This is a genomic window from Corallococcus sp. NCSPR001, assembly GCF_017309135.1.
Taxonomy (GTDB): Bacteria; Myxococcota; Myxococcia; order Myxococcales; family Myxococcaceae; genus Corallococcus.
Genome location: NZ_JAFIMS010000002.1, coordinates 5899077 through 5916669, shown reverse-complemented (window position 1 = coordinate 5916669; position 17593 = coordinate 5899077). Strand labels below are relative to the sequence as shown.

At 70.6% G+C, this 17593-nt stretch carries 20 protein-coding genes; 8 read left to right on the top strand and 12 right to left on the bottom strand.

Going from position 1 to position 17593, the window contains the following annotated elements; all coding sequences use genetic code 11:
- Window positions 1-52: 52 nt before the first annotated feature.
- Window positions 53-2059 carry a protein kinase gene (locus JYJ93_RS25645; protein ID WP_206795704.1) on the bottom strand — a complete coding sequence of 669 codons (2007 nt, stop codon included), beginning with the start codon at window positions 2057-2059 and terminating at the stop codon, window positions 53-55.
- A gap of 53 nt (window positions 2060-2112) precedes the next feature.
- Complete coding sequence (locus JYJ93_RS25640) at window positions 2113-3453, bottom strand: trypsin-like peptidase domain-containing protein (protein WP_206795703.1); 1341 nt, start codon at window positions 3451-3453, stop codon at window positions 2113-2115.
- A 257-nt stretch (window positions 3454-3710) separates the two neighbouring features.
- Between JYJ93_RS25640 and JYJ93_RS25635 the strand changes: the two genes are divergently transcribed.
- A complete protein-coding gene (locus JYJ93_RS25635) occupies window positions 3711-4718 on the top strand; it encodes a hybrid sensor histidine kinase/response regulator (RefSeq protein ID WP_206795701.1) in 1008 nt (335 codons plus the stop codon).
- Window positions 4719-4722: 4 nt separating this feature from the next.
- On the opposite strand, the gene JYJ93_RS25630 is transcribed toward JYJ93_RS25635, so the two are convergent.
- Window positions 4723-5760, bottom strand: a complete 1038-nt coding sequence (locus tag JYJ93_RS25630) for an agmatinase family protein (protein ID WP_206795699.1) — start codon at window positions 5758-5760, stop codon at window positions 4723-4725.
- A 78-nt stretch (window positions 5761-5838) separates the two neighbouring features.
- Between JYJ93_RS25630 and JYJ93_RS25625 the strand changes: the two genes are divergently transcribed.
- Complete coding sequence (locus JYJ93_RS25625) at window positions 5839-6267, top strand: MmcQ/YjbR family DNA-binding protein (protein ID WP_206795697.1); 429 nt, start codon at window positions 5839-5841, stop codon at window positions 6265-6267.
- A 5-nt stretch (window positions 6268-6272) separates the two neighbouring features.
- On the opposite strand, the gene JYJ93_RS25620 is transcribed toward JYJ93_RS25625, so the two are convergent.
- Both JYJ93_RS25620 and JYJ93_RS25615 read right to left on the bottom strand, forming a co-directional pair.
- Window positions 6273-7262 carry an NAD(P)H-quinone oxidoreductase gene (locus tag JYJ93_RS25620; protein WP_206795696.1) on the bottom strand — a complete coding sequence of 330 codons (990 nt, stop codon included), beginning with the start codon at window positions 7260-7262 and terminating at the stop codon, window positions 6273-6275.
- Between the two features lie 36 nt (window positions 7263-7298).
- A complete protein-coding gene (locus JYJ93_RS25615) occupies window positions 7299-8300 on the bottom strand; it encodes a magnesium transporter (protein ID WP_206795694.1) in 1002 nt (333 codons plus the stop codon).
- A 52-nt stretch (window positions 8301-8352) separates the two neighbouring features.
- On the opposite strand from JYJ93_RS25615, the gene yacG reads away from it, so the two are divergent.
- Window positions 8353-8559: a DNA gyrase inhibitor YacG gene (gene yacG / locus JYJ93_RS25610; protein ID WP_206795692.1), complete on the top strand. Its 207-nt coding sequence runs from the start codon at window positions 8353-8355 to the stop codon at window positions 8557-8559.
- A gap of 156 nt (window positions 8560-8715) precedes the next feature.
- Window positions 8716-9789 carry a lysylphosphatidylglycerol synthase transmembrane domain-containing protein gene (locus JYJ93_RS25605; RefSeq protein ID WP_206795682.1) on the top strand — a complete coding sequence of 358 codons (1074 nt, stop codon included), beginning with the start codon at window positions 8716-8718 and terminating at the stop codon, window positions 9787-9789.
- Window positions 9790-9801: 12 nt separating this feature from the next.
- Here the strand turns inward: JYJ93_RS25605 and JYJ93_RS25600 are convergent, their stop codons facing one another.
- Together JYJ93_RS25600 and JYJ93_RS25595 are read right to left on the bottom strand one after the other, a co-directional pair.
- Complete coding sequence (locus JYJ93_RS25600) at window positions 9802-10275, bottom strand: hypothetical protein (protein WP_206795680.1); 474 nt, start codon at window positions 10273-10275, stop codon at window positions 9802-9804.
- A gap of 166 nt (window positions 10276-10441) precedes the next feature.
- Window positions 10442-10696, bottom strand: coding sequence for a ribbon-helix-helix domain-containing protein (locus JYJ93_RS25595; RefSeq protein WP_014396286.1), 255 nt, complete (start codon window positions 10694-10696; stop codon window positions 10442-10444).
- Window positions 10697-11064: 368 nt separating this feature from the next.
- On the opposite strand from JYJ93_RS25595, the gene JYJ93_RS25590 reads away from it, so the two are divergent.
- A complete protein-coding gene (locus tag JYJ93_RS25590; RefSeq protein WP_206800466.1) occupies window positions 11065-11631 on the top strand; it encodes a TMEM165/GDT1 family protein in 567 nt (188 codons plus the stop codon).
- A gap of 62 nt (window positions 11632-11693) precedes the next feature.
- Here JYJ93_RS25590 and JYJ93_RS25585 read toward each other — a convergent pair whose 3' ends face one another.
- Window positions 11694-12737 carry an NAD(P)-dependent alcohol dehydrogenase gene (locus JYJ93_RS25585; RefSeq protein ID WP_206795678.1) on the bottom strand — a complete coding sequence of 348 codons (1044 nt, stop codon included), beginning with the start codon at window positions 12735-12737 and terminating at the stop codon, window positions 11694-11696.
- 120 nt (window positions 12738-12857) lie between these two features.
- On the opposite strand from JYJ93_RS25585, the gene JYJ93_RS25580 reads away from it, so the two are divergent.
- The 3 genes from JYJ93_RS25580 (at window position 12858) to JYJ93_RS25570 (ending at window position 14084) form a co-directional block, all read left to right on the top strand.
- Window positions 12858-13358 (top strand): DUF1579 domain-containing protein, encoded by a 501-nt coding sequence (locus JYJ93_RS25580; RefSeq protein WP_206795676.1) that lies wholly within the window; start codon window positions 12858-12860, stop codon window positions 13356-13358.
- A 120-nt stretch (window positions 13359-13478) separates the two neighbouring features.
- A complete protein-coding gene (locus tag JYJ93_RS25575) occupies window positions 13479-13763 on the top strand; it encodes a hypothetical protein (protein WP_206795674.1) in 285 nt (94 codons plus the stop codon).
- Window positions 13764-13802: 39 nt separating this feature from the next.
- Window positions 13803-14084: a hypothetical protein gene (locus tag JYJ93_RS25570; protein WP_206795672.1), complete on the top strand. Its 282-nt coding sequence runs from the start codon at window positions 13803-13805 to the stop codon at window positions 14082-14084.
- Here JYJ93_RS25570 and JYJ93_RS25565 read toward each other — a convergent pair.
- Genes JYJ93_RS25565 through JYJ93_RS25550 form a run of 4 tightly spaced genes read right to left on the bottom strand, consistent with a single transcriptional unit; the run spans window position 14060 to window position 17575 of the window.
- A complete protein-coding gene (locus JYJ93_RS25565; RefSeq protein WP_206795670.1) occupies window positions 14060-14632 on the bottom strand; it encodes a class I SAM-dependent methyltransferase in 573 nt (190 codons plus the stop codon). The two genes, JYJ93_RS25570 and JYJ93_RS25565, sit on opposite strands and share 25 nt — an antisense overlap.
- A 20-nt stretch (window positions 14633-14652) precedes the next feature.
- The gene (locus tag JYJ93_RS25560; RefSeq protein ID WP_206795668.1) at window positions 14653-15468 is read right to left on the bottom strand and encodes an isocitrate lyase/phosphoenolpyruvate mutase family protein; all 816 of its coding nucleotides are present in this window, start codon (window positions 15466-15468) and stop codon (window positions 14653-14655) included.
- A gap of 33 nt (window positions 15469-15501) precedes the next feature.
- Complete coding sequence (gene ogt, locus JYJ93_RS25555) at window positions 15502-16023, bottom strand: methylated-DNA--[protein]-cysteine S-methyltransferase (protein WP_206795666.1); 522 nt, start codon at window positions 16021-16023, stop codon at window positions 15502-15504.
- Window positions 16016-17575 (bottom strand): AlkA N-terminal domain-containing protein, encoded by a 1560-nt coding sequence (locus JYJ93_RS25550; RefSeq protein ID WP_206795664.1) that lies wholly within the window; start codon window positions 17573-17575, stop codon window positions 16016-16018. The genes ogt and JYJ93_RS25550 overlap by 8 nt, the downstream gene beginning before the upstream one ends.
- Window positions 17576-17593: the final 18 nt, after the last annotated feature.

Here is a 17593-nt window from a genome sequence, read left to right as displayed (position 1 = left end):
ATACGTTGGAGTCGTCAGTCGATGACATGAACCCGTCTGATGAACGAAGCGGCTACTCCTCCGCGGCCTCCTGCGGCTCCTGGAAGTCCACGTCGAAGTTGACGCGCTGGCCGGGCTCGATGGTGAAGGTCTTCTGCCAGTGTGACGGGCCCACGTTGACGTTGAGGCGGTGGTAGCCCTCGAAGACGTCCAGCTCCTCCACGGGCACCGTGCCCACGGGCTTGCCGTCCACGGAGACATTGGCTCCGGCGGGACCGCGCACGTTGATGAAGGCCTTGTTGAGGAAGAACTGGTAGGCGGAGCGGCCCGTGGGGGCCACCGTCACCGTGCGCGACACGGAGATGCCGAGCGCGCCGTTGGTGAAGGTCAGCAGGTGCTTGCCCGGCGGCAGCGACGCGGACAGCGGCGTGCGGCCCAGCAGCGCGTTGTTGAGCGTGACCTCCACGCGCGGCTCCACGGTGAGGTCCAGGATGCCCATCACGGGGCCCGCGTCCACACCGGCATCCACGCCCGCGTCCTCGACGCCCGCGTCGAAGGGCTCGGCCACGACGATGGGCAGGCCCGCGTCGAAGGTCTCCACCGTCATCGTGCCCTGGAGCTGGCGCTGGACGATGACCGCGCCCGCGCCGAGCGTCAGCACGAGTCCGCCCACCACGTACGGCACCCAGGAGCGTGAAGGCTTCTGCGCGACCACCGTCTGCGCCGTGGGGCTCGCCGCGCCGCCGAAGATGGGGCCCGAGGGCCGCGTCTCCGGGGATGCGGCCGGAGCAGGGGAGGGTGTCGCGGCCTGTGCCGTGGCGCCCGCAGGCACCGAGGCGGCGCTCGTGTTCGGCCCCGACGTGTGCGCTGTCGCAGCGACCGGAGCGGTCGACGTGTTCTTCGCGGGCGTCGCTGCCTGCGCGCTCTGCGTGACAGCGGCCGTCGAAGCCTGCACGGGCGTGGAGGTCTGAGCCACCGGCGTCTGCGCGGGCGCGGCGGCCTGCACGGGCGCGGAGGCCACAGGCTGCACAGTCGCCGGCTTGCTGGCTTCCGCCGAGGAGAACTCCGGCACCTTGCTCTTCACGGGCTCCGCGAGCCCCGCGCCGTTCGCGATGAGCTCCGCGATCTGCGGCGCCGGCATGCCCGCCTTCGCCAGCGCCTCCGCGATGCCCTTCTCAATCGTCGCCCGCCGCGCCGCGCGAGCCTCGGCCTCCGGCGGGAACAACTTCGCCAGGTGCTCCGCGAACTCCTCGTGCGTGGGCAACTTCCCAATCGCATCCACCAGCGCCTCGCGGAACGCGAGCGCCGACGGATAGCGCTCCAGCGCCCGCTTCGTCGTCGCGCGGCGCACGACGGCGTCCAGCTTCAGCGGCACGTCCGCCGGCATCGGGGGCAAGGCGCGGTTGAGCACCGCCTTGTCCGGATCCGCCGACTCCTTGAACGGCATCTTCCCCGTGAGGCACTCGTGCAGCGTGAGCCCCAGGAGGAACACGTCCGACTGCACGTTGACCGCCTCACGTCCGCCCAGGAGCTGCTCCGGGGACGTGTACGCGCGGCGGTTCTTCACGCGCTTGCCACCGCGCTCGCGCGGCGCCACGGACAGCGCGCCGTAGCCCGTCACCTTCGTGTAGCCGCTGAAGGACACCATCAGCGTCTCGGGCCGGATGTCTCCGTGCACCAGCGGCGAGCCGTCGTCGTTGCCCGCCACGTGCGCGTAGTGCAGCCCCATGGCCGCGTCCGCCACCACCAGCGCCGCGAACGCGGGCGACATGCGCGGGTTCGCTTCCAGCACGCGCCGCAGCGGCTCGCCGTCCGCGAACTCGGTGACGCGCGCCAGGCCCCCGTCCAGCTTCTCCAGGCCGTGTACGCGCAGGATGTTCGGGTGCTCGAAGACGATGGCGCGGTTCGTCTCGCGCTCCAGGCGCGCCACCAGCTCCGGGTTCTGCGCGATTTCAGGCGGTGCCCAGATGAGCACCACGGGGCGGGGCGTGGCACCTTCCTCCAGCGACAGTCCGAGGAAGGCACGCGAGCCCTCTCCGGCGAGGAGGGGGCCGAGTGACTGATAGCGAGGCGAACTCATGGGAACGGCATGCTAGTGCCCTTCCCGTCGATCCTGGAATCCCCGGGTCGCGCCTAGAGTCGCTGGCCTTCGAAAGGCAGCGTCAGGTGGTAGCCGTAACGCCCGCGTCGCACGAGCAACAGCACGCTACGTCCCCGTCGCGCCGTCAGCAGGGCTTCACGGAAAGTGTCACCCGTGGGGACAGGCTGATTGTTCATCCGCAGCAGCACGTCCCCCGGCTCCAGCCCGATCTCCGAGGCGGCCGAGCCCGGACGCACGGACGCGATCGCCATCCCGCCCTTGCTCTCCTTCACGCGCAGTCCCAGCTTCTCCCACGCCAGGTTCTCAAGCAGGCGAGCCGGAAATTCGATGGGCGTCACCTGCACCGTGCGGTTGCCGCCTGCTCGGAAGAGGACCAGGGGGAAGACCGAGCGGGCCGGATAACCGCGCACGCGCGAGTCGAAATCCTCCGCGTCCTGGATCCGCGAACCGCCCAGCTCCGCGACCACGTCACCGCGCTGCACACCGGCCTGCGCGGCGGGGCTGTCCGGATCCACGTTGGTCACGATGACGCCGTACGTGCGGTCCCACCCGAGCCGCGCGGCCACCTGCGAGGGCAGGTCCGCCGTGTCCATGCCCACCCACGCGGGGCGCACCTTCCCGAAGCGCGTGAGCTCCTCCACGATGCGCCGCACCTTGTCCGCGGGGATGGCGAAGCCGATGCCCTGCCCGTTGGCGTAGATGGCCGTGTTGATGCCGATGATCTCCCCGTCCACGTTGAGCAGCGGCCCGCCGGAGTTGCCCGGATTGATGGCCGCGTCCGTCTGGAGGAAGTCGTTGTAGACGCGGTCGTCCGCGCGGAAGGTGCGGCCCGTGGCGGACACCACGCCCGCCGTGACGGTCTTGCTCAGGCCGAACGGACTGCCGATGGCGACCACCGTCTCGCCAATCATCAGGTCGCTGCTGGTGCCCAGCTTCGCGGTGGGCAGGGGCTCCTTCGCGTTGACCTTGAGGACCGCCAGGTCGTTGTTCGCGTCACTGCCCACCACCTCCGCGTCGAAGGTGCGCCCGTCGGCGAGCACCACGTGGATGGCGGACGCGCCCCGGATGACGTGGTCGTTCGTCACGATGATGCCGGACGGGTCGATGATGGCGCCGCTGCCCAGGCCGGTGATGCGCTGGCGCGTCTCCGGCTGCGCCATCCCCTGACCGAAGAACTCCTCCAGCGGCGAGCGGGGCCGGCCCCGGAAGCGCGACTCCACCTCCTGTTCGGTGCCGATGTAGACGACCGCCGGGGAGACCTTCTGAACCACCTCCACCACGTCGCTGCGGCGCCGGGACAGGTCCGCGTGCGCCGGGAGCGCCAGCACGAGCCCCCACAGCAAGAGCCCCCACCGGATGTGTGCTGCCCTCATGCCTTCCTCCGTACGCCGCCGGGAATTGTCTCCCGGAAGACAGTCTGAATGTCGGGAAGGCCTCAGCCATTCCCTGGGTGTCTGGAAGCGGCGTCCCGCTCTTCATAGACCAGATGGTGCGGCCGTGATCGAACGCACTTTCAGGCAGAACGTCCTTGCCCTGGGCCGATTGCGGCGTTGGGGGAGCAGGGGCCGCCCTGGGAGTCCCGGCGCGGCGTGTCGCTGGCTGCCCGCGGGGGCCTTGGGAGTGGTTGCGCATGAGTCTCGTCCTGGTCGCGGATGACGAACCCGCCGTGCTGGAAGTCCTGAGCCAGGTGATTGAGGACCTGGGGCACGACGTGGTGCGCGCGAGGGATGGCGAGGAGGCCCTGGCGCTCGCCCGCGCCCACCGTCCGCGGCTGGTGGTGACGGACCACATGATGCCGCGCATGAGCGGCATGGAGCTGTGCAGCCGGCTGAAGCAGGAGCCGGGCCTGCGCGAGGTGCCCATCATCCTCTTGAGCGCCGTGCTCCAGCAGGGCTCTCCGGACGCGGCCGCGTTCCTCAACAAGCCCTTTGAGATCACCGACTTCGAGGCGCTGGTCCACGACGTGCTGGCGAAGGCCCCCGCCGCGCCCCCGGAGCCCGCCACGCCCGTGGAGGCGCTGAGCCGGTGGGTGGCGCAGTCGCTCCAGGGGCCGCTGGAGGCCGCGAAGCACGAGCTGCGCGCGCTTCGGGACCTGCCGCCGCCGGGCAGGGGCGCGGTGGAGGCGCTGGGCGCGCAGCTCCAGTCGCTGGAGCGCATGGGCCGCTACCTCCAGGACGCCGCCCGGCTGAGCGCGGGCAGCGTGACGTTGCGGCCGGTGGAGGGCGACCTGCGCCAGCCGCTGGAGGCCTCTCTCGCGCGGTGCCGCACCCTGGGGCCCGGCGTGCCGGTGGAGGTGACGGTGCCCCCGGAGGCGGTGGGCCTGAGGTTCGACCCGGAGCGGCTGGAGCAGGTGTTCGACGTGCTCCTGTCGAACGCGGCCCGGCAGGGCGGGGTGCGCGTGGAGCTCCAGTCGTCCGCGGAGCAGGTGCTGGTGCGCGTGAGCGACCCGGGGCCGGGCATCCCCGAAGCGGAGCTGCCCCGGCTGTTCCAGCCCTTCCCGGAGGGCCCCGCGCGCGAAGAGGCGCTGGGGCTCTACGTGGCCTCGGAGCTGGCGAAGCTACATGGCGGCGCGCTCTCCGCCGAGTCGCGCCCCGGGCAGGGCGCGACGTTCAGCGTGTCGCTGCCGCGCGTGGCCTGACGCCTCAGGCCTTCTGCGACTTCAGCATCCAGCCGATCATCTTGTAGAGCAGGCGGGCGCCCACGTTGGCGTCCCACTCGCTGCCCTCCGGGTCGGGGGCCACTTCGGTGAGGTCGAAGCCGACGATGGTGCGGCCCGAGCGCACGACGCCCGCGACGAGCGCGGTGGCCTCCGGGAAGGACAGGCCGCCGGGAACCGGGGTGCCGGTGTGCGGGCACAGCACGGGGTCCAGGCCGTCGATGTCGAAGGACAGGTAGACCTGCTGCGGCAGCTTGTCGACGATCTGCTTCACCTGCTGGTTCCAGGGCAGACCGTCGAAGCGGTTCTGCTGGAGGACGGCGTCGTAGAACGCGTGGATGCGGCCGCCGGAGTCCTCGATGTAGCGGTGCTCGTTCTCGCTCATGTCGCGCAGGCCCACCTGGACCAGCGTCTTCACGCCCGGGATGCGCTCGCACACGTTGTAGAAGATGGACGCGTGCGACCAGGTGAAGCCCTCGTACGCGACGCGCAGGTCGGCGTGCGCGTCCAGGTGCAGCACGCCCATGCCGGGGTACTTCTCCGCGTGGGCCTGGATGATGCCGAAGGAAATGGCGTGGTCTCCGCCCACGGCGGCCACGAGCTTGCCCTGCTCCAGCCACTGCTTCGCGGTGCGGTAGACGTGCTCGTTGAGCTTCTCGCTGAAGCCGTTCACGTCCTTCGCCGCGGCGAGCAGCTCGTCCTCGCCGGACTCGATGCCGCCCGCTTCGATGACGAGCTGGGCGCGCTCCTTGGCGCGCTCGTTCCACATGTGCAGGTCGGCGGGGGCCTCCAGCATGGCGATGCCGCGCTCGTAGGGCCGGCCGGTCTCCACGTCGAACAGGTCCACCTGCTTGCTGGCCTCCAGCAGTGCCGCGGGGCCGTCGGACGTGCCTCCGCCGTAGCTGGTGGTGGCCTCGAAGGGCACGGGGATGACGACGACGTGGGCCTCGTCGGGAGAGTGGGGGAGGCCGAAGATGCCGGAGCCCGGCTGCGCGGCGGCGGCGGGGTCGAAGTGGGTAGCCATGGCGGCGCAGGATACGGTTCCGCTCCCCGGGCGCAATGGCTTCGGTGGTGCCTGGCGGCAGGGCAGGGAGGAAACGGGATGGCGACGCGGAAGAAGACGGTGGCGAAGCGCAAGGGCGGGCTCACGGTGGACGACGTGCGCGAAATGGCGCTTGCCCTGCCGTCGACGGAGGAGCGCCCCTCCTATGGAACACCCGGGTTCCGGGTGAGCGACAAGCTCTTCGCGCGGGTGCTGGATGACGACTCCATCGTCATCAAGGTGGACTTCGACCACCGCGAGGCCCTGTTGGACTCCAAGCCCGACATGTTCGAAGTGACGCCGCACTATCAAGACTGGCCCATGGTCATCGTGCGGCTGAGGACCGTGGACCGGCGCCTGCTGCAGGTCCTGCTCGAGGAGGCCTGGCGCCGCTGCGCCTCCGCCAGGGTGCTCAAGGCGCTGGAGCCCGCAACGGCCGCTCCCAAGCGAGCGGCGAAGAAGGCTCCCGCCCGCAAGCGGAGCGTGTAGCGGCCTCAGTCCCAGCGGACGACGATCTTCCCCACGGTGCTGTTGCCCGCCATCCGCTCCAACCCGGAGCGGAGCTCCGTCATGGGCAATACGGCATCCACCACGGCCCGCAGCGCGCCGGAGTCGAACAGGGGCAACAGCTGCCGCTCCGCCACCTGCGTGAGCAGCATCTTCTCCTCCGCGGGCCGGCTGCGGAGCACCGTCCCCTTGAGCGTGAGCCGCTTGCGCATCACCGGCCCCAGGTCCAGCTCCGCGCGCACGCCCGCCACCGAGCCCACCTGCATCAGCCGCCCGAGGCGCGCCATGGCCTTCACGGACTCCGGCAGGTACGCGCCCCCCACCAGGTCCAGGCACACGTCCGCGCCACGGCCGTCCGTCGCGGCGAGCACCGCGTCCGCGAACACCGGCGGGTTGCTCTCACACAGCACCGTATGGCCCACGCCCCACTCGGAGGCCCTGGCCAGCTTGTCCTTGTTCCGCCCCGTGCCCACCACCCGCACGCCCATGGCCCGGCAGATGAGCGCCGCGGCGGAACCCACGCCGCTCGCCACCGCGTGCACCAGCACCGTCTCCCCGGGCTTCAGGTCCGCCTGGAGCACCAGCGCGTCGTAAGCCGTGAGGTACGCCTCCGGCAGCGCCGCCGCGTCCGCGAAGTCCAGCCCCTTCGGCATGTGCAGCACCTCGCGCTCGTGCGTGGTGAGCACTTCACTCCACGCGCCGCCGCCCACCAGCCCCATCACCCGGTCGCTTGGCTGGAACCTGCTCGCGCGCGGGCCCACCGCCACCACCTCACCCGCGTACTCCAGCCCCGGCACGTCCTGTGGCACGTCGGGCGGCGGCGGATACGCACCGCGCACCTGGAGCAGGTCCGCGCGGTTCAGCGCGCTCGCCCGCACGCGCACCTGCACGTCGTAGGGCCCCGGCACCGGCTCCGGCCGCTCGTCGAACGCGAGGACCTCCGGACCGCCCGGCTTCGTGATGCGCACGACCTTCATGACCTGCCCCCTTACCGGAAGAAGACCCATCCATCGTTACAACAACAGCCACGTCACCAACCCGAAGTACGCCAGCAGCGTCACGTTGTCGGACACCGCCAGCACCAGCGGCGCCGACGCCAGGTGCGGATCCACCTTCAGCCGCTTGAAGAGGAACGGCAGCACGCCGCCCAGGCTCGACGCCAACGTGGCGGACACCGTCACCGCCACGAACAGCGCCAGGGGAAAGCCGAACCCCGGCGAATAGATGCGCCCCAGCAGCGCCACCACCGCCGCCGCCATCAACCCCGCCAGGCTCGCGGCCAGCACTTCGCGCGCCACCCGCTTCTTGTCCACGTCGCCTTGCGTGACCATCGACACCGAGACCGCCGTCGTCTGCACGCCCAGGCTCTCCGACAGCACCAGCACCATGGGGATGAAGGCGCTCACCACCACCAGCTCCGCCACCGTGCGCTCGAACAGCCGTGTCGTCGTGGCCGCCAGGAACCCGCCCGCGATGTTCACGAGCAGCCATGGGAAGCGCTTGAGCGCCATGCGCCCGGGCCGCGTCTCGCGCGCCTCGTCCTGGGGCAGGCCCACGAAGCGGTAGACCTCGTCGCGCACGCGGCCCTCCACCTCGTCGAAGAGCGTGTCGGAGAACGCGTCCACGAACTGGTTCATCTCCACCACGCCCACGATGCGCCCCTCCGCGTCCACCACCGGGAAGGCCAGGAAGCGGTAGGTGACGAAGAAGTCCTCCACCAGCGCGTCGGAGGCGTCCACGGGCAGCTTCACCACCCGCGTGAACATCAGCGACGCGATCTGCTCGTCGGGCGCCGCGCGGATCAGCTTGCGGATGGGCACCACGCCCACCAGCCGGCCGGCCGGGTCACACGCGTAGCAGTAGAAGATCTCCCCCGTGCCCGGGTGGGCGCGCAGCTTCTCCAGCGCCTGGGCGACCGTGTCCTCCACGCCCACGGCGGTGAAGTCCCGGGACAGCCGGTCGCCCTGCAACAGCGTGTGAGCGGTCTCCGGAGGCATCTTCACGGGGCCGGGCACGAAACGTCCTGGCCCGCCGGAGCGTCAAGGCTTATCTAGGACTCCATCCGCCATGTCACTCGCGCCGTGTCCCATCTGTCAGAAGCCCGTGCCTCCGCGTCCGGAGAACACCTCTCAACCCTTCTGCTCCCGCCGCTGCCGCGCCGTCGACCTGGGCCGCTGGCTGGGGGAGGAGTACCGCGTGCCCGACCGGCAGGCCGAGCAGCAGGAGGACGAGCTGCCCTCCGACGGTGAGCCGCGCCGCCATCACGACGCCTGAGCCGTCGCCGCTGTCCACCGCTGGAAGATTCCCGGACCGCTCGAACGACAGGGCAGGGGAGCGCGCCGCCGGAAGGCCCGCGCCCGTGCGCCCCGAAGGGCAGGGGCAGGGCGTGCCGCTGGAGTCGCGCGAAGAGTGACGGTATACCCGCCTGCCGTGAAACGCGCCGTCAACCTCATCGCCAGCCTGCTCGTCACTGTCGCCTTCATGTGGTGGGCCTTCCGGGACACGGACGTGTCCACGCAGGTCGCCAGCCTCAAGGCGGCCAACTACGCGTGGCTGTTGCCGTACTTCCTGTGCCTCGCCTGCATTCACGTCTTCCGCACGCTGCGCTGGGGCGCGTTGCTGTCGGGCCTGGAGCACGTGCCGTTCCGCAAGCTGAACGAAGCGTCCGGCATCGGCTTCATGATGCTGCTGGTGCTGCCGTTCCGGCTGGGGGAGTTCGCGCGCCCCTTTCTCATCGCCCAGCGCAGCTCCATCCGCCGCAGCGCGGCCATGACGTCCGTGGTGCTGGAGCGCATCGTGGACGGCCTCTTCGTCGCGGCGCTGTTCCGCGTGCTGCTCTTCTTCGTCCCCACGGAGACCCCCGAGGTCCGGTACGTGAAGCTGGGCGCGTGGCTGATGTTCGCCGTGTTCGGCGGCGGCCTGGTGTTCCTGCTGCTGGGCCTGTGGCAGCAGGAGCGCACGGTGCGGCTGGTGCGCGCCACCGTGGGCCGCTTCTCCCCGGGCGTCGCGGACAAGGTGGCGGACATCGTGGACAGCTTCGTGGGGGCCATGCGCCAGCTCCCCGACCGCAAGCACATCGCCCTCTTCTTCCTCTACACGTTCGCCTACTGGGGCATGAACGGCCTGGGCATGGCGCTGCTCGCGCGCGCCTTCGACTGCTCCGGCGCGGCGCCGGGCATGGCCTGCGAGCCCATGAACCTCACGCTGTTCCAGTCCTACATCGTGATGTGCGTGCTGGTGGTGGGCGTGATGATCCCCGCCGCGCCCGGGATGATGGGCACCTTCCAGGCCGCCACCAAGGTGGGCCTGGGGTTGTTCATGCCCGCCGCGATGGTGAACGCGCACGGGCTCGCCTACGCGAACGTGCTGTGGCTGTGCCAGACGCTGCAGCAGATCGTCATCGGCCTCGTCCTGCTGTCCATCAGCCACATGTCCTTCCGTGAGCTGGCGGGGAAGATGAAGAAGGACGACGACACCACGGTCACCCGCTCGTCGGCGGCCTGAGGCCCTCCGGCGCTACGGGGCGGGCTGGTGGGCCTGCCCTCCGTCGGTGGGGGGCGGTGACGCGGGAGGCACCTGCTGGGCGCGCACGCTGTTGCGCACCTGCTCGGTGACGGAGGCTGGATCCACGGAGCCCTTGAAGGTGCCGAAGGGCGTCTCCAGGCGCTGCTCGTGCTTGCCGTCGGTGCCCGGCGGACCGCACCAGGCCTTTTCGGAATCCTTCAGCGAGGCCACGGGCGTGTGCACCGCGGTGCGCGTCCGCGTGGTGGACTTGGCCACGAGCACGTGGCCGCGCATCAGCACGCAGTGGTCCTCGTCGAAGTACCAGGCCGCCGAGCCGTCCGAGAACTCCTGCGCCCGCTCCGGTCCCCGGCCCATGGTGTCCGCCACCTGGGCGGCCGTCATGCCGGGGTAGAGCTTCTCGAAACCGGGGGTGGCGCAGCCGGTGGCGGCCAGCGCGAACAATGCGGACAGCAGGGAGGGACGCATCCGGGGCGCGGCTCCTGGAAGGAGAGGCGGGACACCCTAGCGTGTTCCTCCCGGACCGCTCCAGGAGGGGCCTGGAGCCGATGACGGGAGGATTACAGCTCCTGCTCCAGCCAGCGCGACAGCCGTTCGCGCAGCGACCGGACCCGGCGGCGGAGCAGGGGGCCGCTCACGACTCGCCTTCCGTCTTGGCGGGCATGCGGCCGTACTTGGACAGCAGGTCCTCCACGGCTTCACGCAGGTACTCGCTCTGGTGGATGCGGGTGCGCCGCGCCAGTTCGCGCAGCTTGTGCACCTGCTCCTCGGGGACGAGGACGTGGGTGGAGACGATGTCGGCCTCGGGGCTTCGGACCTCACCGGGTTCCACCGCGGACGGGGACGACGGAGCGTCGGGGCTCAGCGGGCTGGCGCTTCCATCCTGCATCGGGCTTCCTCCAGGAATGCTGCTACAGGCCGCTACCGACCTGGCGTGGGCATTAGGGGGTCGGCCTCTCGTGCCGTCAAAAAAAGGAACAGCCGACGCGGGTGGTTGACTCGGAACCCGGTGCGCTGTTACTCGCGCATCCACGTAAGGGGAGTAGTTCCCGCCCGGCAGCGAGGGGCGGAGGGGCGCTCGACACACTGGCTGGTGACAGCCCGGGCCCCCATCCCGCGCAAGCGCGCGAGACGAACGAGACCTTCGGACAGGGATAACGCTCCCTGGCCGAGGTCCGTCGTGCGCGCTCCTCCCTGAAGCGCTCCACCCCACGACATCCTCCGCGCCAGGAACTGGGATGGGGTGCCATCGTGTCGTTGGAAGCCATTGTCGGTTCATTCGTTCTCGTCGCCGCCAGTGAGATGGGGGACAAGACCCAACTGCTGGCGTTCTCGCTGGCGTCCCGGTTCCGCAAGCCGTGGGTCGTGCTGGGCGGCATCTTCGTGGCCACGGTGGCCAACCACGCGCTGGCGTCGTCGGTGGGCACGTGGGTGTCCACGCACGTCCCCGCGCGGGTGATGGCGCTGCTGCTGGCGGTGATGTTCCTGGGCTTCGGCCTGTGGACGCTCAAGCCCGACACGCTGGATGAAGACGGCGGCAAGCCCCCGCGCTTCGGCGCCTTCCTCACCACGGTGGCGCTCTTCTTCATGGCGGAGATGGGGGACAAGACGCAGCTGGCCACCATGGCGGTGGCCGCGCGCTACCAGGCCCCGGTGCTGGTGACGCTGGGGACGACGGCGGGGATGCTGCTGTCGGACGGGCTCGCGGTGTTCCTGGGCGACCGGCTGTCCGGCCGGGTGAACATGAAGTACGTGCGCTGGGTGACCGCCGCGCTCTTCTTCCTCTTCGGCTTCGTGTCGCTCTGGACGGCCTGGCGCGGCTGAGGCTTCGCGGAAGGCCCCGGCGTGCAGGGACGCCGGGGCGACGCCGGGGCTTTGGGGGGCGGCTACTTCAGGCTCGCCGTGTCGATGACGAAGCGGTAGCGCACGTCGTTCTTCAGCATGCGCTCGTAGGCGTCGTTGATCTTCTGGATGGGGATGACCTCCACGTCGGCGGCCACCTGGTGCTTCGCGCAGAAGTCGAGCATCTCCTGCGTCTCCCGGATGCCGCCAATCATCGAGCCGCCCAGCTTGAGTCGGCGGGGGATGAGCGAGAAGGCCGCCAGCGGCGTGGGGTTCTCCGGCGCGCCCACGATGATCATCGTGCCGTCCGTCTTCAGCAGGCTGAGGTAGGCGTTGTAGTCGTGCTGCGCGGAGACGGTGTCCAGGATGAAGTCGAAGGACCGCCGCAGCTTCTTGAACGTCGCCTTGTCGGACGTGGCCTCGAAGTGCGCGGCGCCCAGGGCGAGCGCGTCGTCGCGCTTGGACGGCGAGGTGCTCAGCACCGTCACCTCCGCGCCCATCGCCCGGGCCAGCTTCACGGCCATGTGGCCCAGGCCGCCCAGCCCCACGACGGCCAGCTTGCTGCCGGCCTTCACGCCGTAATAGCGCAGCGGCGAGTACGTGGTGATGCCCGCGCACAGGAGCGGCGCGGCGCGGTCCAGGGGGATGCCCTCCGGGATGCGCACCACGTACTTCGCGTCCACGGTGATGCGCGTGGAGTAGCCGCCGTAGGTGGGCTGGCCGTCGTATTCGCGGCCGTTGTAGGTGTTCACCGCGCCCCGCTCGCAGTACTGCTCGTCGCCCGCGAGGCACTGGGGGCACTCGCGGCACGAGTCCACGAAGCAGCCCACGCCCACGGTGTCACCCACCTTGAACGTGGTGACGGCGCTGCCCACCTGCGACACCCTGCCCACGATCTCGTGGCCCGGGACCATGGGGAAGAGGGCGCCGCCCCACTCGTCGCGGGCCTGGTGGATGTCCGAGTGGCACACGCCGCAGTACTGGATGTCGATGAGCACGTCCTGGGCACGCGGCTCGCGGCGCTCCACGGTGAAGGGGCCGAGCGCGGCCTTCGCGCTGGGGGCGGCATAGGCAGGGGTCGTAGGCAAGGGAGGCTCCTGAGGGGTAACGAAGCAGGGACGGCAATGTAGCGACGCCGGAGCCTTCATGCCCGGGGAACAGCCGGCGCAGTGGACCTGCCCGGGGAGCATCCAGGAGACTCCGCGCCCATGAGCCAGGAACGTCTGCAGCAATCCCTGTCCGCGGGTCCCCACCACCTCCTCTCCCGCCTGGTCGGCACGTGGGACGGCGTCGCGCGCACGTGGTTCCAGCCCGACAAACTGGAGGATGAGTCGCCCACCTCCGGCACCTTCCGGAGCGTGCTCGACGGCCGCTTCGTGGTGTACGAGTACACGTCCGCCTTTGGGGGCAAGCCGCTGTCCGGCATCGCGACGCTGGGTTACCACCTGGACGGGCGGCGGTTCACCCTGTCGTGGGTGGACACCTTCCACGTCGGCACGGACATCATGGCGCTGCAGGGAGAGGCCGGGGTGGACGACCGCATCTCCGTCACCGGCAGCTACTCCACCGGTGAGCAGTCGCCCCGCTGGGGCTGGCGCGTGGACCTCGAGCTCACCGGTCCGGATGCGCTGGTCATCACGCACTTCAACATCGAGCCGGGTGCGGCACCGCAGAAGGCCATCGAACTCCAGTACCAGCGCCGGAGCTGAATCAGCGAGGCAAGGGATGGCTCGCTAGGTTGCTAATTCTCGTATTGGAGGTAAAAGACGTTTTGCATGGTATGGTCGGAGCGCCGTGCACCCCGCCGGCATCATCCGGAAGGACTCCCCATGCATGTGAAGACGCTCATCGCCAGCCTCGCGTTCGGTTCGCTCCTGATGGCCTGCGGCCCGGAGGCGGGGTTGGAGGCGCACGCCTCCGATGCTCCTGCGCTCGCCACCACGGAGCAGGGCCTCTGTGAGGGCTGGGACGACGGTGCGCGCCGCTGTTCCATCAAGTGCACCTCCACCAGTGGGTGGATCACCCTGGACACGCCGATCGCCAAGGGTCACTGCCAGGAAACGGCCAACTCCTTCTGTGGCCGTACCGCCTACGGCGCCTGCTGGAGCTACTGAAAAACCTCTCGCCTGGAATTCCGAAAAGGATCCATCCCCATGAAGATGAAGACCCTGCTTGCCAGCCTCGCGTTCGGTTCCCTCCTGATGGCCTGTGGTGGAATGGAGACGGAGGCGCCCGTCACGGAGGAGCCCTCCATCGCCACGTCCGAGCAGCCGTTGTGTGAGGGCTGGGACGACGGCGCGCGCCGCTGTTCCATCAAGTGCACCTCCACCAGCGCCTGGCTCACCCTCACCGACAACGTTCCCAAGGGCGAGTGCCAGAACAGGGCCAACTACTACTGTGGCCGTACCGCCTACGGCGCCTGCTGGAGCTTCTGAGCCAGAAGCCGCGCCTCATGACGCCCGGCGTCCGTCCAGTCCTCGGTGAATGAGAGGGATTGGAGCCCCTGGAGCAGGGTGGGCAGTTCCCCCTCCTCCAGGAGGAAGCGCGCGGACGGGTGCGGATGGCGTTGCAGGTTGCGCCGGGTGGGCTGGGCGAAGACGAACAACCCACCCGGTGCGAGCAGCCGTGGCACGGCGGCGAGGAGCGGCCGCCAGAGGTAGTTCGAGCACACGACCAGGTCGAACGGACCGGGCGGCAACGCATCCGTCTCCAGGTCCAGGCGCAGGCGCGTGAGTGTCACGCCCGCGTCGCGCGCGAGTCCTTCCGCCCGCGCCAGCGCCACGTCGGAGATGTCCACCAGGGTGACGTCCAGGCCGCGTCGCGCGAGCCAGCACGCGTCGTGTCCCGGACCGCCTGCCAGGTCCAGCGCCCGGCCCGTGTGAGGCAGCCGGTCCTCGAGCGAGCGGAGGAAGCCAGAGGGCTCCCGCGTCGCGGTGGCCTGCTGGTGCTTGTCGTTCCAGCGCTGGCGATCCTCCTGGGACATGGCTCGGTTCCTTTGGGGGACTACTTCGGGTTCATCAGCGCGTTGAGGGACGGGTAGCTGGCGGCGGCTTCGAACAGGCTCGGAGAGTGTCCCTCGCGGAGGAACGCGGAGGCGAGCGCCCCGGCCCGGCCCCAGATGGCCTCCGAGATGGCGGACCCGGCGCTGAGCCGCCGCACCCCTAGCCTCTGAAGCTCCGCCGCGGCGGGGAGGTCCTGCCGCGCGAGCACGTTCACGGGCAGCGACGTGCTCCGGGTGAGGGCCTGGATTTCAGCGGCATCCGTGACGCCCGCGGCGAAGAGGCCATCCGCGCCGGCCTGCTGGTAGCGGGCGGCACGGGCCAGGGTCTCCTCCACGCGGCGCTCGGGTGGCACGAGCTTGCGCAGGTAGACGTCCGTGCGCGCGTTGACGAAGACGTCCACGCCCAGGCGCGCGCCCGCCTGCTTCACGCGTTCAATCTTCGCGGCGAGCAGCTCCGGAGGACCGTTGCCGTCCTCCAGGTTGCAGCCCACGGCGCCCTCGGACAAAAGGCGGGCCACGTTCTCCGCGGCGGTGGCCGGGTCATCCGAGTAGCCCGCCTCGGCGTCCACGGTGAGGGGCACCCGGATGGCGCGGGCGATGGTGCGCACCGTGTGGACGAGCACGTCCACGGGCAGCGCATTGCCGTCCGGGAAGCCCAGGGCCCAGGCGATGCCGGCGCTGGTGGTGGCGATGGCCTTCGCGCCCAGGCTCTCGAAGAGGCGGGCGCTGCCGGCGTCCCAGGCATTCGAAAGCAGGAGCAGGTCCGGGCCCTGGTGCAGCGCGCGGAAGGTGGCGGCGGTGTCGGGACGGGCGGTCATGCGTGGGAACTCCGATGTTGGGGTGAGAGGGATTCAGGCGTGCGTCTGCTCATGATTGAGCAGCCAGCGTTTGCGTTCCAGGCCTCCTGCATAACCCGTGAGCGAGGCATTGGCACCGACAACGCGGTGGCACGGGACGACGATGCTGATGGGATTGGCGCCATTGGCCAGGCCCACGGCGCGGATGGCCTTGGGCCGTCCGATGCGTTCGGCGAGCCGCCCATAGGTGGTCGTCGTACCGGCGGGAATCTCCCGGAGGGCGCGCCAGACCTCGCGCTGGAAGGGTGTGCCGCCGGTCTCCACGGGGAGGGATGCGATGGCGCCCAGGTCTCCGCGCAGATACGCCTGGAGCGCGGAGGTGCGGCCGAAGGGATCGCGCGCGGGTTCCAGGACGCAGCCGTTCTCGCCGTAGTGCAGGCGCAGGAGCCGGTGCATGCGGGCCTCGTAGCCCTCCCAGTCCAGCGCGCGCAGGCGGCCTTCCTCATCGCAGACGAGGAGCGCCACGCCAGCGGGGGTGGGCGAGGAATCGATGAAGAAGCGCGGACGGTCAGGCATGGGCTTTCCGGCGGGGAGGAGCGGTGGGGAGGCGCCGCGCTCGGGTGTTGGTTTGAGGATCCGGCCTGGGCTCACGGGCCTGGAGGGCCACCGAGGTCCAGAGGTGTTGGGCTGCGTACGCGCGCCAGGGGCTCCAGGCTTCGGCGCGTCGCAGCAGCGCTTCCGGCGTGGGCCGTGGGCTCCCGGCTTCCGTCGCGGCGCGCAGCAGGGCGACGTCGGAGGCGGGAAACGCATCCGGCTCCCGGACGGCGCGGAGGGCGATGTACTGGGCGGTCCACTCGCCGATGCCGGGCAGGCGCGTGAAGCGGGCCACGGTGTCCGCGAGCGACGGGCCGGGTTGAAACAGCGAAGAATCGGCCGCGACGGCCGCGGCGAACTGGGAGATCGCCCGTGCCCGAGCGGCCGGCATGCCCAGGCCGGTGAGGTCCGCCGCGGCGAGGACTTCGGGACGGGGGAAGGCGCGCTGGAGCCGGGCGTCGCCGGTGAGCGCCGGATCCAGGCTTTCGCCATGCAGGCCCAGGAGCCGCTGTCCCAACTGCCGCGCGGCGGCGGTCGTCACCTGCTGGCCGAGGATGGCGCGGACCGCCAGCTCGAAGCCGTCCCAGCCGCCCGGGGCGCGAAGGCCGGGACGCGCGGCGAGGAGGGGCGCGAGCAGGGCATCCGTCGACAGGTGGGCCCGGATGGACTCCACGTCCGCGCCCACGTCGAAGACGCGCCGGACCTGGGCGACGACGGAGGGCAGCATCCGCACGTCGCTGACACGAAGGGTGGCGCGCAGGGCATCGAGCCCCGGTGCGGGTGACACCTCCACGGCGCCCTGGCCCCAGGCATTCGTGAACGTGCGCAGATAGCGGCCGGGCTCGACGTGCTCCATGCCGGTGAATGCGCGGGCCGTCAGCCAGGCCACCATCGCGTCCCAGTCGTAGGGAGGCCGGTAGGGGATGAGGAGCGTCACCTCGGGGCCCGAGGATGTCACCGGAGCCGCCCGGGCACGGCGGAGGGCGCCCGGAGGCCGGCCGTAGAGCGACTGGAAGACGGCGTTGAAGCGCCGCACGCTGCCGAAGCCGGACGCGAGGGCGACCTCCGCCATGGAGAGGGAGGTTTCGTGGATGAGCTGCCGGGCGAAGAGCACGCGGCGCGTCTGGGCCACGGCGACCGGTGATGCGCCCAGGTGTTGGTGGAAGAGCCGGCGCAGCTGCCGGTCTCCAACGCCGAGCCGGTCCGCCAGCGCCTCGACGCTGGCCTCGTCGGCGTCCATCAGGCCGTCCGCGATGAGCGCCAGGGCGCGCGAGACGGTGACGGAGGTGCCGCGCCAGGGGGCCAGCGAGGGCGAGGCCTCGGGCCGGCAGCGGAGGCAGGGCCGGAAGCCCGCCTCCTGGGCGGCGGCGGCGGTGGGGTAGAAGGTGCAGTTCTCGAAGCGGGGCGCGCGGGCCGGGCAGATGGGGCGGCAGTAGATGCGCGTCGTCTTCACGGCGGTGAAGAACCGCCCGTCGAAGCGGGAGTCCCGCGTCGTCAGCGCGCGGTAGCAGGCGGTGGGGTCCAGGCCGTCCATGGGGGGAACGTCCCACGG